This window comes from Rosistilla oblonga, from assembly GCF_007751715.1.
In the GTDB taxonomy this organism is placed as follows: Bacteria; Planctomycetota; Planctomycetia; order Pirellulales; family Pirellulaceae; genus Rosistilla; species Rosistilla oblonga.
In genome coordinates this window covers 350,999-363,974 of the sequence record NZ_CP036292.1, presented here as the reverse complement: position 1 = coordinate 363,974, position 12,976 = coordinate 350,999, and the positions used below count along the sequence as shown (strand labels likewise).

Annotated in this window: 13 protein-coding genes; 7 read left to right on the top strand and 6 right to left on the bottom strand. The window is 59.6% G+C overall.

Going from position 1 to position 12,976, the window contains the following annotated elements:
- Positions 1-23: 23 nt before the first annotated feature.
- A protein-coding gene (prfB, locus tag CA51_RS01275) for a peptide chain release factor 2 (protein WP_338052322.1) occupies positions 24-1,131 on the bottom strand; the annotation gives its coding sequence in 2 pieces (ribosomal slippage) (positions 24-1,061 and positions 1,063-1,131; 1,107 coding nt in all).
- A gap of 176 nt (positions 1,132-1,307) precedes the next feature.
- On the opposite strand from prfB, the gene mnmA reads away from it, so the two are divergent.
- The 5 genes from mnmA to CA51_RS01250 all read left to right on the top strand — a co-directional run bounded on the left by mnmA (position 1,308) and on the right by CA51_RS01250 (position 5,697).
- Positions 1,308-2,447, top strand: a complete 1,140-nt coding sequence (gene mnmA, locus CA51_RS01270) for a tRNA 2-thiouridine(34) synthase MnmA (RefSeq protein WP_145117328.1) — start codon at positions 1,308-1,310, stop codon at positions 2,445-2,447.
- A gap of 72 nt (positions 2,448-2,519) precedes the next feature.
- Positions 2,520-2,795, top strand: a complete 276-nt coding sequence (locus CA51_RS01265) for an acyl carrier protein (protein ID WP_145117327.1) — start codon at positions 2,520-2,522, stop codon at positions 2,793-2,795.
- A gap of 71 nt (positions 2,796-2,866) precedes the next feature.
- Complete coding sequence (locus CA51_RS01260; protein WP_145117326.1) at positions 2,867-3,706, top strand: alpha/beta fold hydrolase; 840 nt, start codon at positions 2,867-2,869, stop codon at positions 3,704-3,706.
- Between the two features lie 139 nt (positions 3,707-3,845).
- Positions 3,846-5,000 carry an ABC transporter permease gene (locus CA51_RS01255; protein ID WP_145117325.1) on the top strand — a complete coding sequence of 385 codons (1,155 nt, stop codon included), beginning with the start codon at positions 3,846-3,848 and terminating at the stop codon, positions 4,998-5,000.
- A complete protein-coding gene (locus tag CA51_RS01250; RefSeq protein ID WP_145117324.1) occupies positions 4,993-5,697 on the top strand; it encodes an ABC transporter ATP-binding protein in 705 nt (234 codons plus the stop codon). Before CA51_RS01255 ends, CA51_RS01250 begins: the two co-directional genes overlap by 8 nt.
- Before the next feature lie 112 nt (positions 5,698-5,809).
- On the opposite strand, the gene CA51_RS01245 is transcribed toward CA51_RS01250, so the two are convergent.
- The 4 genes from CA51_RS01245 to CA51_RS01230 all read right to left on the bottom strand — a co-directional run bounded on the left by CA51_RS01245 (position 5,810) and on the right by CA51_RS01230 (position 9,613).
- Positions 5,810-6,877: a methyltransferase domain-containing protein gene (locus tag CA51_RS01245; RefSeq protein WP_145117323.1), complete on the bottom strand. Its 1,068-nt coding sequence runs from the start codon at positions 6,875-6,877 to the stop codon at positions 5,810-5,812.
- Positions 6,878-7,086: 209 nt separating this feature from the next.
- On the bottom strand, positions 7,087-7,686 hold the full coding sequence (locus tag CA51_RS01240; RefSeq protein WP_145117322.1) for a sigma-70 family RNA polymerase sigma factor: 600 nt from the start codon (positions 7,684-7,686) through the stop codon (positions 7,087-7,089).
- A 422-nt stretch (positions 7,687-8,108) separates the two neighbouring features.
- A complete protein-coding gene (gene rsmA, locus CA51_RS01235) occupies positions 8,109-9,020 on the bottom strand; it encodes a 16S rRNA (adenine(1518)-N(6)/adenine(1519)-N(6))-dimethyltransferase RsmA (protein WP_231745926.1) in 912 nt (303 codons plus the stop codon).
- Positions 8,990-9,613, bottom strand: a complete 624-nt coding sequence (locus CA51_RS01230; RefSeq protein ID WP_145117321.1) for a riboflavin synthase — start codon at positions 9,611-9,613, stop codon at positions 8,990-8,992. The genes rsmA and CA51_RS01230 overlap by 31 nt, the downstream gene beginning before the upstream one ends.
- Before the next feature lie 208 nt (positions 9,614-9,821).
- Between CA51_RS01230 and eno the strand changes: the two genes are divergently transcribed.
- Together eno and CA51_RS01220 are read left to right on the top strand one after the other, a co-directional pair.
- A complete protein-coding gene (gene eno / locus CA51_RS01225; protein WP_145117320.1) occupies positions 9,822-11,099 on the top strand; it encodes a phosphopyruvate hydratase in 1,278 nt (425 codons plus the stop codon).
- Positions 11,100-11,290: 191 nt separating this feature from the next.
- A complete protein-coding gene (locus CA51_RS01220; protein ID WP_231745925.1) occupies positions 11,291-12,616 on the top strand; it encodes a PQQ-binding-like beta-propeller repeat protein in 1,326 nt (441 codons plus the stop codon).
- Between the two features lie 119 nt (positions 12,617-12,735).
- On the opposite strand, the gene CA51_RS01215 is transcribed toward CA51_RS01220, so the two are convergent.
- The gene (locus tag CA51_RS01215; RefSeq protein ID WP_231745924.1) at positions 12,736-12,885 is read right to left on the bottom strand and encodes a hypothetical protein; all 150 of its coding nucleotides are present in this window, start codon (positions 12,883-12,885) and stop codon (positions 12,736-12,738) included.
- Positions 12,886-12,976: the final 91 nt, after the last annotated feature.

Genomic DNA, 12,976 nt, shown 5'->3' with positions numbered 1-12,976 from the left:
ATCTCTCGAATTCAAAACCGCTGCTAGCGGGCATTCTCTGCAGCTCGGAACTGCAGGAACGCATCCAAAAACGACTGCAATTCACTGCCGTCGAGGACCGAGTGGAAATTGCCGACCAGGTGCCCGGTCCGCGCATCTTTGACTCGCTGGTCGGGATGCAGGAAGTAGTTTCGGATCTGCGACCCGAAACCGGTGCGCGCCTTGGACGCATATTTGGACTGCTCCTCCTGCTCGCGCCGCTCCTCTTCGATCCGCGCCAACTTGGCCCGCAACATCTTCCACGCGGTGGCGCGATTCTGATGCTGACTGCGTTGGTTCTGGCACTGAACGACGACGCCGGTCGGACGGTGAGTCAGCCGCACAGCGCTGTCGGTCTTATTGACGTGCTGCCCCCCTGCCCCGCTGGCCCGGTAGGTATCCTCGTCGACATCCTTCTCTTCGATCTCGACTTCGACCGAACTATCGATCTCCGGCGCGACCGAAACCGCTGCAAAACTTGTCTGCCGCTTCCCTTCGCTGTTAAAGGGGCTGATCCGCACCAAGCGATGCATCCCCTCTTCACCCTTCAAATAGCCGTACGCCAACGGCCCGCGAATCGCTATCGCGGCGTGGTTAATCCCGGCCTGCTCGTTGTCTTGGCGATCCAACAATTCGATCGAATAGTCGTTTTTGACGGCCCAAGCGGAATACATCCGCAGCATCATATCGGCCCAATCGTTGGCGTCGGTTCCGCCATCGCGAGCATTGATCGAAAGAATGCAGCTGGCCGAATCGTTGGGTCCGTTGAGCAGCGAACGCAGCTCCAGATCGTCCAAAACCGCCTCTAAACGCTCCACCTCGGCGATCACGTCGGCTTCCAATTCGGGCTCTTCGGCCATCATCTCCAACAGCTCATCCAATCCGGCGGCGGATTTGTTGGAACTGTTGATAGGTCCGATTACGCTTTTAAGCGACTTGAGTTCCACCACGACCGCCTGAGCCGCTTCGGAATCGTCCCAAAACCCCGGCTCGGACATGCGTTTTTCGATCGCCGCCACTTGTTCACATTTGCCAGCGTAGTCAAAGAGAGTCTCCGAGTTGGACCAAGCGCTGCCGGATCTCTTCGGCTCTTTGTTTTAGATCACCTTCCATAACTCTCTCCAATCGTTAACCATTAGGGTATGAACGAAGCGTGTGTTGACGCTGCTAAATAATGTAGAAGTAGCGGCGCAGCCAATTATAGGCGGCCCCGAGTCCAAGCACAGTGGGTCCGGCCGCGGCGATACGGTCCAGCACAAACGACAGACACAAACGAAAAGGTAACTGCATTGGCACGGGTTGTTTTAGCGATGAGCGGAGGCGTTGACAGCAGCGTCGCAGCCCACCTGTTGTTGCAGCAAGGGCACGAGGTCGTCGGCGTCTTCATGCGGCACGGCGAGGAATCAGCCGATGTCTGCCGCGCTCCCGACGGTTCGGAATCGCCCGTGCTGCCGATCGTCCAAGGCCGCGCCGACCACAAACAGGGTTGTTGCAGCGCTAGCGATGCCGCCGACGCGCGGCGGGTCTCCGATCGGCTGGGGATTCCTTTTTATGCCCTCAACCTGAAGCAGGACTTCCGCCGGATCATCGATTATTTTGTCGATGAGTATTCCCAGGGACGAACGCCCAATCCCTGTGTGCAGTGCAACAACTGGATCAAGTTCGGCCGACTGTTCGAATACGCCGACAGCATCGATGCCCAATACGTCGCCACCGGCCACTACGCTCAATTGTCCGAAGAAGCCGACGGCAGTTTCGCGCTGCGGCGTGGCGTCGACGATCGCAAGGACCAATCGTACGTGCTGTTTGGAATCGGCCAGCACCTACTGTCGCGGATGCTGTTGCCCGTCGGCGGTTACGATAAACCCTGGATCCGCCAACAAGCCGAAGCGATCGGATTGCGAGTCGCCGGGAAACCGGACAGCCAAGAGATCTGTTTTGTCACCAGCGGACACCACGGCCAATTTGTTCGCGACCGCAGCGGCGGTGGCAACACCGCCGGGCAGATCGTGACCACCGCTGGCGATGTCGTCGGCGAGCATCCCGGCATCGAAGCCTTTACGATCGGCCAACGCAAAGGCCTCGGCGTGGCGATGGGCGAACCCTACTTCGTCGTCCGCATCGAACCCGACACGCACCGCGTGGTGATCGGGCAGAAGGCCGACTTGGCTCGCGACGGCTTGATCGCTCATGAAGCCAACTGGTTGATCGATCCCCCCGCCGAAACGTTTTCGTGCAGCGTGCAGATCCGGTACAACAGCCCGCCGCAAGCCGCACAAGTCACACCGCAGGGGACCGACCGTTTCGAGGTCCTGTTCGACGAACCTGTCGATGGCGTGGCTCCAGGCCAAGCTGCCGTGATCTACGATGGCGACCGAGTGCTCGGCGGCGGATGGATCCATTCTTCGACATCGACCTCCGCACAATAGCCAGTCGGCCAGCCGCACTGCTCGCCAATCATCCACACATCAAGACAAACAAACCGCCTCACGCCAACCACCATGACCTCCAAAACACGTCCAGAAATTTTGTCCGACCTGCAAGAGATCCTCTCCGATTTCCAGGGGCAGACCTACGATGCCCCGATCGACGAACAGACGATGTTTTTCCAAGACCTCGGCTTTGCCTCGATCGATGCGGTCGTGCTGGGCGAGACGCTCGAAGAGCACTTCCAAACCAAACTCGACTTCAACCCGTTCCTCTCGGAACTGGCGGCCAAACAAGTCAAGGATCTCCAGGTGAGTGAACTGGTCGACTTCCTGCACCGCAGCCTTTAAGAAGCCGCCGACGACCGCCCTCCCCTCCCCTTTTCCAACCCACTCCTTCCGACGCGCCAGCATCTTCCAAAATGCCTTTTGCCGACCTACCACCGCTGAAAGTCCACTACCAACAATCGGGCGAAGGGGCCGACATCGTGCTGCTGCATGGCTTCACCAGCAACCTGTCGATCTGGATGTTTGGCGGCGTGATGGAAGGCCTGGCCGATGAATACCGTGTCAGCGCGGTCGACATGCGCGGCCACGGCGCGACCAACGTCACGCCCGCCGACTACACCAGCGACGTGATCGCCGAGGATCTGCTGCGTTGGATGGATCATGTGCAGATCGAATCGGCAGCTCTACTGGGACACAGCTTTGGCGGCGTCGTCGCGACTCACCTCGCGTCGCTGCACCCCGACCGCGTCCGCGCGATCATCCTCTCGGACGCCTACTTCCCCGGTTTGCAATCGCTGGAACCGAACATGGGACAGGCGAGCGTTTGGACCAGCCTCCGCGAGACGCTGCTGCAGGTCGACACCGACATCGGCCCGGTCGTCGATTTCCCTCACCTGTTCTCGATCGTCGGCAGCTGGGACGACCGCCAGCGAAAGCATCTGCGCGAACAGCTTGGGCCGATCGGTGAGCGTTGGCTGTCGAGTCTCGTTCGCCTCTCGGGGACCTCCGCCGGAACCGACACCTTCGCCACCGCCGGGCTCGACGCCGATCGAATCGCGGCAACTAGCGTTCCCGTCCTGGCACTGTACGATGAACACTCTCCCTTCGAAGCGACCAGCAAGTTTTTAAACGAACGGCTTGCCGATTGCCGACAAGCCGTGATCCCCGAGGCCAACCATTTGGCACCGCTAGAAAATCCCAAAGCGATCGTCGCCGAAACGAAATCGTTCTTGTCCGAACTCGCCCGCCGATAGCAATACCACCGCAAACAACACGCAATTCGATCCTCCACGGTCGCCTTTCGCTCCACGAAAAGACGTTTCGCATCCGCACTTTCGCGGAGCGAACGGCGACCAACGAAGCACAACTCACCATCAAAACTGTGACCACACCGTGAATTTTGCAACTTTCATTCTAAAGAACCTGCTGCGTCGCAAAGCTCGATCGCTGTTGACGATGTGCGGGATCGCCGTCGCCGTCGCGACCACGATCGCGCTGCTGGGCGTTTCGGACGACTTTCAATCCGCCGTTCTGCAGTCCTTCAAAAACGAAGGCTCCGACATCGTGATCTCTCCCAAAGGATCGCTGCTGCAGATCGCTGGAGACATGAACGAAGCGGTCGCCGACGACATCCGCAAAGTCCCCGGCGTCGCTGCCGTCTCCCAAGGTCTGCTGGAACAGATCGCGATGGAGATCGACGACAACCAGGTCCCGGTCCTGCTGCAGGGATGGAAACATGGCACCTTCGCGTTCAACGATATCGAGATCATCGAGGGCCGGCCGCTGGAGCCCGACGATGTCGATGCGGTCATGCTGGGCGAAGCGTTAGCCGAAAAAATGCACGCCAAAGTCAATCAACCGATCGAGATCCAAGACGAGACGTTTAACGTCGTCGGCATCTACGACTCCAAGACGCTGCTCAAACGCGGTGCCGCGATCATGCTGCTGCGGCGTCTGCAAGACCTGATGTTGCGCGAAGGGAGCGTGACCGGCTTTTCAGTTCAAGTCGATCCCGAGATCAAAGCGGATGCCGATGCGATCGAAGCTGTCTGCGAGCGGATCGACAACTTGAACGATGCCGATGGCAACAGCCTGAACCTGGACGCCTCATCGACCGACGATTACGTCCGCGACAACTTCCAACTGAAACTGACCCGCGCCATGGCCTGGGTCACGTCGCTGATCGCGGTCGGCGTCGGCACGATCGGGATGCTGAACACGATGATCATGAGCGTGATGGAGCGGATCCGCGAGATCAGCGTGCTTCGCGCGATGGGCTGGCGACGCGGTCGCGTGATCGCGATGATCGTCGGCGAATCGATTGTGCTCAGCATCTTCGGCGCCGCACTCGGGGCGGGCGTCGCCATCGTCGGCAGCCACTACATCACCAAACTTCCGCAAGTCAACGGCTTCCTCAGCGGGCATATCGCCCCGTGGGTGATCGCTTCGGGAATGGTGATCGCATTTTTTGTCGGCCTGATCGGTGCCGCCTATCCAGCTTGGCGTGCTTCGCGCCTGCTGCCATCGGAGGGCCTACGCTATGAATAAAACCAACGAGCAAACGCAACCACTGCTGCAATGCAAGGGACTGCGAAAAGTCTATCCCAACGGGAATGTCGAAGCGCTGCGCGGCGTCGATGTGGAAATCTTCCAAGGCGAATACGTCGCGATCATGGGAACCAGCGGCAGTGGCAAGAGCACGCTGCTGTGCACCCTGAGCGGGATGGACGTGCCGACCTCGGGCGAAGTCCTCTACCGCGGCAAACCGCTAACCCAACATGGATCGCTCGACAGATTCCGAGCCCTGGAACTCGGTTTTGTCTTTCAATCGTTCTATCTGCTGCCAACCCTTACGGCGATCGAAAACGTCCAAGTTCCGATGTTCGAAGGCCCGCGACGATCTTCGGCAGAGAAGTACCAGCGAGCCCAGGAACTGCTCGAACGCGTCGGGATTGGGCATCGCGCGAACCACCTGCCGATGCGGCTGAGTGTCGGTGAAAGACAACGTGTAGCGATCGCGAGATCGCTAGCGAACGAACCGAAGTTGATCTTTGCCGACGAACCGACCGGCAACCTGGACAGCCGCACCACCGAAGAGATCCTGGCGATCTTCGCGAACCTGCACGAGACCGAAGGGGTCACGCTGGTGATGGTCACCCACAGCGGTAACGTCGCCGCACACGCCGAGCGCACCCTGCACTTCCAAGACGGCCAGATCATCAAACAAGAAAACAACCGTACCTAGCAACTGCGAGTCCCGACTCCCCGCGCTGGAGTCGAGGCTTTAGCCGACAAAACGCAACTCCCCGCGCTGGAGCCAAGGCTTCAGCCGACAAAGCGCACCTCACGACCCCAACCTAAAACCCGCCGTGATACGACGCGACCAGCTCGCGATCCGACAACGGCGTCTCGCTGCGACTGCCGTAGAAATAGAACGCCGAAGCGGCATCGCTGGCGGAGGCTTTGTCGACGAGGTAGCGGTCGCAGTACTTCAGCGGGAAGAACATCAACCGCGAGGCGAGGCTGACCGCAGCCCGCATCCGATCGCTGGCGAAGAAGCTGAGCAGAAAGTATCGCAGCGACCAAGCGAGCGCCGTCCCGGGACCGCAACTGATTCCGCTCTCGATCTCGTCGAACATCCGGAACAAGCGGCGATGGCCGAGCCGCGTGAAGCGGGTGAAGTCGAACTGCCGGCCGTGAACTTGCTGCATAAACGGCGTGTCGGAATAGACCAACCCGCCCGGCTTCAGCACGCGGTGAATCTCTTGAACGCAGCGATGCGGATCGACGACGTGCTCCAAAACCGCTTGCACGATCACCGCGTCGACCGATTGGTCGGCAAAGGGGAGATCGTGTCCGTCGCAGACCAAACTGGTCCGCGGCGCGATCGCTGCGTCGGTTTCGATCAGCGTGATCCGCGGATCGTCGACCAGACAATCCATCCCACCGCCGATCACACCGCCACCGATCACCAGCACCACGGGATGCTCTGACTTCTCCAGCATCTGCTGCAACATCCGAGCGTAAACCTTGTCCGATGAAACGTTTAACGTCACATCGGGCAGACAGCCACTGATCAGTTCACGGACCTTGCCGACAGGCCGAAAAAACGTCGGCTCCGCATTGGTGAACGTCTCGATATCGAACAGACTCTTCTCGGGAACAACCAGTACCGGAACGCCATCGGCGACCGGATAGGTTCGCTCGCACGCGTCGCACTGCATCGCATCGGCCGCGACCGACAAAGCGCCGCCGCACCCGGGGCATTGCAGAATCTCGATCGCTTCGCGGCCAATTCGCAGACTGGCCGCAGCGGTTTCGCCAGCGTTTGCGTGCCCCGATTCGGACGAGAGCGAGGCGGAAGAAGCAACCTCAGCTTCGCGGCTGAGCGTATCTTGTAATGGAGCGTCTAAGGTTTCGATCATCGGTGCAACTACGGTTGGGACCCACGGATTTGCCAAACAAGGCGGCTATCCCGAACCCTACGTCGCGTCGCTGCCGCAAACCGGGCGAATCCCAAACCAACCGCTGCGAACTCGCCATCGACGATAGCGATCGTACCGGTCCTAACAACGACGCAGCCGATGAAGACGCTGCAATCGGATCCGACCACAGCTTTGCAGAGACCTGCGGCCTACGCAGCGTCGCACAGATAGCGACGGATCTGCTTGATCGCGCGATGCTTCTCGTTGCTGATCCGGCTGGGCGTCAGATCCATTCGGCCCGCGATCTCAGCAACCGTCAGACCTTCTTTCAGCAGCTCAATGATCCGCCGCTGCTGGTCGCTCAACTGAGTCGACGCGACGCGCAAGACCTGCTCGATCTGGTCGTCGACGCGCGACGATTGATCGTCGACAACGCCGGGAGTATCGAAATCGTCCAACGGGGCGTGCCGCTGACGACGAACCCAACGCTTGACGATCCGCCAGATCGATCGGTTCAGCTCGCGACGCTCCTCGGATGCCGAAGCACCGATCGCCGCGGTCAGTCGCTCGCGCGGAATCCGCTCCAACAACTCCGCCAACACCTGCTGAGTGCTATCGTTCCACTCATCGCGAGGCATGTGAGCCGTCTGCCAACTCTTGGAACAATAGCGTTCGATCTGCTGGATCGCGTTGCTCTCCGAAGCGGGAGCGCTGTGAGCCGATGCGGTCTCGCCCGAACTGCAGATCAGCGCGGTGACAGCCACCGCTGCAAATCGTGAAATGTGCGGACTACCTGGCTTCTGTTTCATCGCAACCGTTGCCTTTGCTGTCAAATCAAGAACTCTCCGCGCGTACGCTACCTATCCCAATAGTCAGCCAAATCGGCCGATCTCGCAAGATTCTTTTCTAGAATCTTCATTTTTTGCAATTTTGGTGCAGAGTGACAACCTCAGGCGTCGCGCGGCGACGACAGCAGTCGCAAAGCGACGACACGCAACAGCCAGTTCGACACTTCACCCTCCCCCAAACGAAGTTTGACAGGGGAGGGTCGAACCAGCGAAGCGAAGTTCGGGGAGGGGAGTCTGCACACATCGAACGCGATCGATCCGAAGAACCGCCCTCCCCGAAAAACTTGCTAAACGCTCGTTTTCCGACCCTCCCAGCTTCGCCGGGCGAGTGCAGTGAGGCGGTGATAGCCCATCACCCTGCCCCTAATGAAAACCGCTCGGCGTTACTTGGCCTCGGCGCCCGCGGTCCCCAGTTCATTGATCAACTCGATCGTTTGGGCGACGGTCAGCCGCTCGGCTCGGATCTCGCCGCTGAAGCCCAGTTTTTCCAGCACGGCATCGACTTGGGCTTTATCAAGCTCGCCCTTCATCGCGCTCAGCACGACGCTGCGAAGGAACTTGCGGCGGTGGAAATAGAGCGCCCGCAGCTTCTCGTGGAAGAAGTCGATGTCGTCGATCCGCGCCCGTAAATTGGCATCGGTGTCGATCCGGATGATCGCCGAGGTGACTTTGGGTGGCGGCCAGAAGACGCCCGGCGGCAGCGTGCGGACAATGCTTGCATTGGCGACACTCTGGATCCAGATACTGAGCGCACTGTAGTCCTTCGTTCCTGGAGGAGCGACGATTCGGTCAGCCAACTCCTTCTGGATCGTCACCGAGATCACATCGGGGATCGGATCGCAGCGCAATAGATTCGAGATGATCGGCGTGGCGACGTTGTACGGCAGATTGGCGACCAATTTGAAACGCCGCCGCTTGGCCGGCAATTTGTCGAACTCCTCGCGGATGTTTTCCAGCAGCTCGGGGTCGAAGTTGTTCTTGTTTTTCAGCGCGTCGTGCAACCGCATCGTGACATTTGGCAGATCCTCCAGCTCTTCCTCAGCCAGTTGAGCCAGGTTGGTGTCGATCTCGACAGTGATCACATGCGCCGCACGGGCTGCCAAGCGAGAGGTCAGAGAACCGGTTCCGGTACCGATTTCCAGCACGAGGTCGCGGTCATCGATATCCGCACTGTCGGCGATCAGATCGACGAGATTCAGGTCGATCAAGAAGTTCTGGCCAAACCGAGACAGCGGGCGCATGCCCGTCTGCTGGAATCGTTTTGTCAGGTAGCTGGCGGTTTGTCGGTTGACCATCTGTCTTCTGTTTCCAATTGACGCTGGACGTATTTCGCCAGCAAGTCGGTTTCGATATTCACGCGATCGCCGATGGCGCGGCTGCCCAACGTCGTCGCTTGCAATGTGTGTGGGATCAACGCCACGCTGAAGCGGTCGTCCTGCACGTCGACCAGCGTCAGACTGACACCGTCGACCGTTACGCTCCCCTTGGATGCCATCTGCCGAGTCAACTCGAGCGGCACGCCAAACCACAGTTTAGCCCACGGCGGGTCCTCTTCTCGCAAAATCAACTGCCCCAACGCGTCGACATGCCCGGAAACATAATGTCCGCCCAATCGGTCGCCAGCTCGCAACGCCCGCTCCAAATTCACAAGCGAACCCGCGACCAGCCCTCCCAAAACGGTTCGACTGAGCGTCTCTTCGCCCGCTTCGAAAGCGAGCCGTTGGCCGTCGATCTCGATTACGGTCAAGCAGCAGCCATTGACGGCGACGCTATCGCCGATCTGAGCCCCTTCGGCGACGGGGCCGGCATCGACCTCGATCCGCTTGCCCGGTGGCTGCGGCAAAACCTGAGCGACGGTGGCGAGATGTTCGACGAGACCTGTAAACATGCAATCAAATCCAGGAGTTCGAATTGCGGCCGTTTCACCTCGCGACGACTGGTGAGGATTAACGCGTCCGCTTCTCAAATCTTGGGCTTTGAGGCAAAATATCGACCCAGCCCTCCGTTTTATAACACGCCTTGCCCGCAGCGATAGACGCCACCGGGTTGAAACAGGGCGAGCAATCGATTCCTCCCAACAAGCATCGGACACTAATATGAGCTTGATTGAAAACGTACACGCCCGTCAGATCATGGATTCGCGCGGCAACCCAACCATCGAGTGCGAAGTCACTCTGATGGACGGCAGCTTTGGCCGCGCCGCGGTTCCTAGCGGTGCCAGCACCGGCGTCCACGAAGCTTGGGAACTCCGCGATGGCGACAAATCGGTCTACATGGGCAAAGGCGTCCTCAAGGCTGTTGCTAACGTAAACGACAAGATCGCTGCGGTTCTGGCCGGCATGGACGCGATCGACCAACGCGCCGTCGACAGCCGCATGTGCGAACTCGATGGCACCGCCAACAAGAGCGAATTGGGAGCCAATGCGATCCTGGGCGTCTCGCTGGCCACCGCCCGCGCCGCCGCTCAATTCACTCAACAACCGTTGTACCGCTACCTCGGTGGCGTCAACGCGTCGATCCTGCCAGCACCGATGATGAACATCCTCAACGGTGGTTCGCACGCTGACAACTCGGTCGACATCCAAGAGTTCATGGTGATGCCACTGGGCTTCAATTCGTTCAGCGACGGCCTGCGTGCCGGCACCGAAATCTTCCACAGCCTGAAGAAGGTTCTGTCCAGCAAGGGCTTGAACACTTCGGTCGGCGACGAAGGTGGTTTCGCTCCTAACCTGGGCAGCAACCGCGAAGCGTTGGACCTGATCATGCAAGCGATCGACAACGCCGGCTACAAAGCGGGCGAACAGATCTTCATCGCTTTGGATGCAGCTTCGACCGAGTTTTACGACGGCGATTCGAAGAAGTACAAGATCGACGGCAAGGAACTCAGCGGCAGCGAAATGGTCGACTTCATGGCCGACTGGTGTGCCAACTACCCGATCTGCTCGATCGAAGACGGTTGTGCCGAAGACGATTGGGACAGCTGGAAGCTGATGACCGAAAAGCTGGGCGACAAAGTCCAATTGGTCGGCGACGACCTGTTTGTGACCAACACCGAACGCCTGCAACGCGGCATCGACGAAGGAATCGCGAACAGCATCCTGATCAAGGTCAACCAGATCGGCACACTGACCGAAACGATCGAAGCGATCCAATTGGCCAGCCGCGCCAAGTACACCAGCATCTCCAGCCATCGCAGTGGCGAGACCGAAGACAGCACGATCGCCGACTTGGCCGTCGCTCTGTCGACCGGACAGATCAAGACCGGTTCGGCCAGCCGCAGCGACCGCATGGCAAAGTACAACCAATTGCTTCGCATCGAAGAGGAATTGGGCAGCGAAGCGCAATACGGCGGACCGCTGTTCCCAACCAAATAGTCGCTCGGACTAGCCGGGGGACTAAAGTGACGTATCGGCGATTCAGGTCGTTGGTACGTCGAAGCGGTGGCCCGCACGGCGACCGCCAAGCTATAGTGAATCGCAAATGCGGCAGCGACCAACGGACGCTGCCGCATTTGTTTTGTAAACACTCGCGACACCGAACCACCACTTCCCAAGGAGCTTCCCCCATGCGATCGCTGCTGACACTCTGCCTCGCTCTGGCCGCCGCCATCCCAACTCAGGCCGATTGGCCGCAGTGGATGGGGGAAAATCGCGACGGTAACGTAAGCGGAACCGGATGGATCGAGTCGATCCCCGCCGAAGGCCTGAAGACCGTCTGGCGGATGCCGATCAAGGGAGGTTACGCCGGGCCATCGGTCGCCGATGGACGTGTCTATGTAACCGATTACGTCCGCACCTCGGGCGAAGCTGTCAACGATCCGGGAGCCCGAGCGACCCTCGGCGGCCAAGAACGCGTCCTCTGCTTCGACGCCAAGACCGGCAAGAAGATTTGGGAACACGCCTACGATTGCCCCTACAGCATCTCCTACCCGGCCGGCCCACGCTGCACACCCACCGTCGATGGCGACCGCGTCTACGCTCTCGGTGCCGAAGGGGACTTGTTCTGCTTGTCGACTGCCGACGGCAGCGTGATCTGGCAGCGCAACTTTAAAAAGGACTTCAACTCCGCAGTCCCGATCTGGGGACACGCGGCTCACCCACTGGTCGATGGCGATCAACTGATCTGCATGGTTGGCGGCGAAACTCAATCGGTCGTCTCGCTCGACAAGATGACCGGCAAAGAGATCTGGAAACGCCCCACCGTTGGCAACGACATCGGTTACTGTCCGCCTCGCATCATCCAAGCCGGCGGCACACGGCAACTGATCACCTTCAGCCCCAAGGGAATCGAAAGCCTCGATCCCAAGACGGGCAAGCCATTCTGGGACGTCCCCCTCACCCCGCTCTACGGCATGTCGATCACGATGCCGCAGCATGACGGAAACCTGATGTTCGCCAGCGGGATCGGCTCCGAATCGGTGATGCTGGAACTGGGCAGCGACCAACCGACCGTCAAGGAACTGTGGCGCGGCGAGCAGAAGACATCGATCTATTGCGCCAACTCGACGCCGATGATCGTCGACGGCGTGATCTACGGCAGCGATTGCCAAGTCGGCCACTTCGCAGCGATCGACACCAAGACCTCCGATCGACTGTGGACCACCTTTGCACCGACAACCGGTGGCGAGCGACGCGCCAAACACGGCACAGCTTTTGTCACCAAATACGGCGACCAGTTCTTCCTGTTCAGCGAGACGGGCGACCTGATCATCGCGGCGATCGATTCGAAAGAGTACAACGAAATCGGCCGCTTCCACGTCCTCGAACCGACTGGCGAATGCTTCGGCCGCTCGGTCGTCTGGTCGCACCCGGCGTACAGCGGCAAACATCTGTTCGCTCGCAACGATGAAGAGATCGTTTGCGTTTCGCTGGACGCGGACGACTACAAGTAGGCCCGACCTACCGAGCAGCAAACCGACGATTTAGCGCGGCAGCGCGTCGCCGCGAGCGAGATCAAATCAAACCGGCGTCGAGCGATCGAGCCGTTTTTTTCGTGGGCAATTCGCGTCGGCTACTCCGCCGCGTCGAGATCGCCGTCCCCCATCGCCGTGATTCCCAGTTCGGCAAGCACACCGTCGAGCTTGGCTTGCAGCTCATCCAACTGGGTTAAGACATCATCCTGACGACGATCGAGGTCGTGCAGCAGATCGCCCGGTTTCATCGTCGCAGCAGTTGGAGGGTTTGCGGGGGACATCCTTGCCTCGGAATCTGATAATGCTGTATCAATGGCGGGCATCGTGCCCCTTCCTAAT

What these genes read in the sequence shown, in the direction of transcription:
- CA51_RS01265 (WP_145117327.1), top strand. Translation starts at nt 2,520, where the DNA reads ATGACCTCCAAAACACGTCCAGAAATTTTGTCCGACCTGCAAGAGATC.
- CA51_RS01250 (WP_145117324.1), top strand. Translation starts at nt 4,993, where the DNA reads ATGAATAAAACCAACGAGCAAACGCAACCACTGCTGCAATGCAAGGGA.
- eno (WP_145117320.1), top strand. Translation starts at nt 9,822, where the DNA reads ATGAGCTTGATTGAAAACGTACACGCCCGTCAGATCATGGATTCGCGC.
- rsmA (WP_231745926.1), bottom strand. Translation starts at nt 9,020, where the DNA reads ATGGTCAACCGACAAACCGCCAGCTACCTGACAAAACGATTCCAGCAG.
- CA51_RS01220 (WP_231745925.1), top strand. Translation starts at nt 11,291, where the DNA reads ATGCGATCGCTGCTGACACTCTGCCTCGCTCTGGCCGCCGCCATCCCA.
- CA51_RS01215 (WP_231745924.1), bottom strand. Translation starts at nt 12,885, where the DNA reads ATGAAACCGGGCGATCTGCTGCACGACCTCGATCGTCGTCAGGATGAT.
- CA51_RS01230 (WP_145117321.1), bottom strand. Translation starts at nt 9,613, where the DNA reads ATGTTTACAGGTCTCGTCGAACATCTCGCCACCGTCGCTCAGGTTTTG.
- CA51_RS01245 (WP_145117323.1), bottom strand. Translation starts at nt 6,877, where the DNA reads ATGATCGAAACCTTAGACGCTCCATTACAAGATACGCTCAGCCGCGAA.
- CA51_RS01240 (WP_145117322.1), bottom strand. Translation starts at nt 7,686, where the DNA reads ATGAAACAGAAGCCAGGTAGTCCGCACATTTCACGATTTGCAGCGGTG.
- CA51_RS01260 (WP_145117326.1), top strand. Translation starts at nt 2,867, where the DNA reads ATGCCTTTTGCCGACCTACCACCGCTGAAAGTCCACTACCAACAATCG.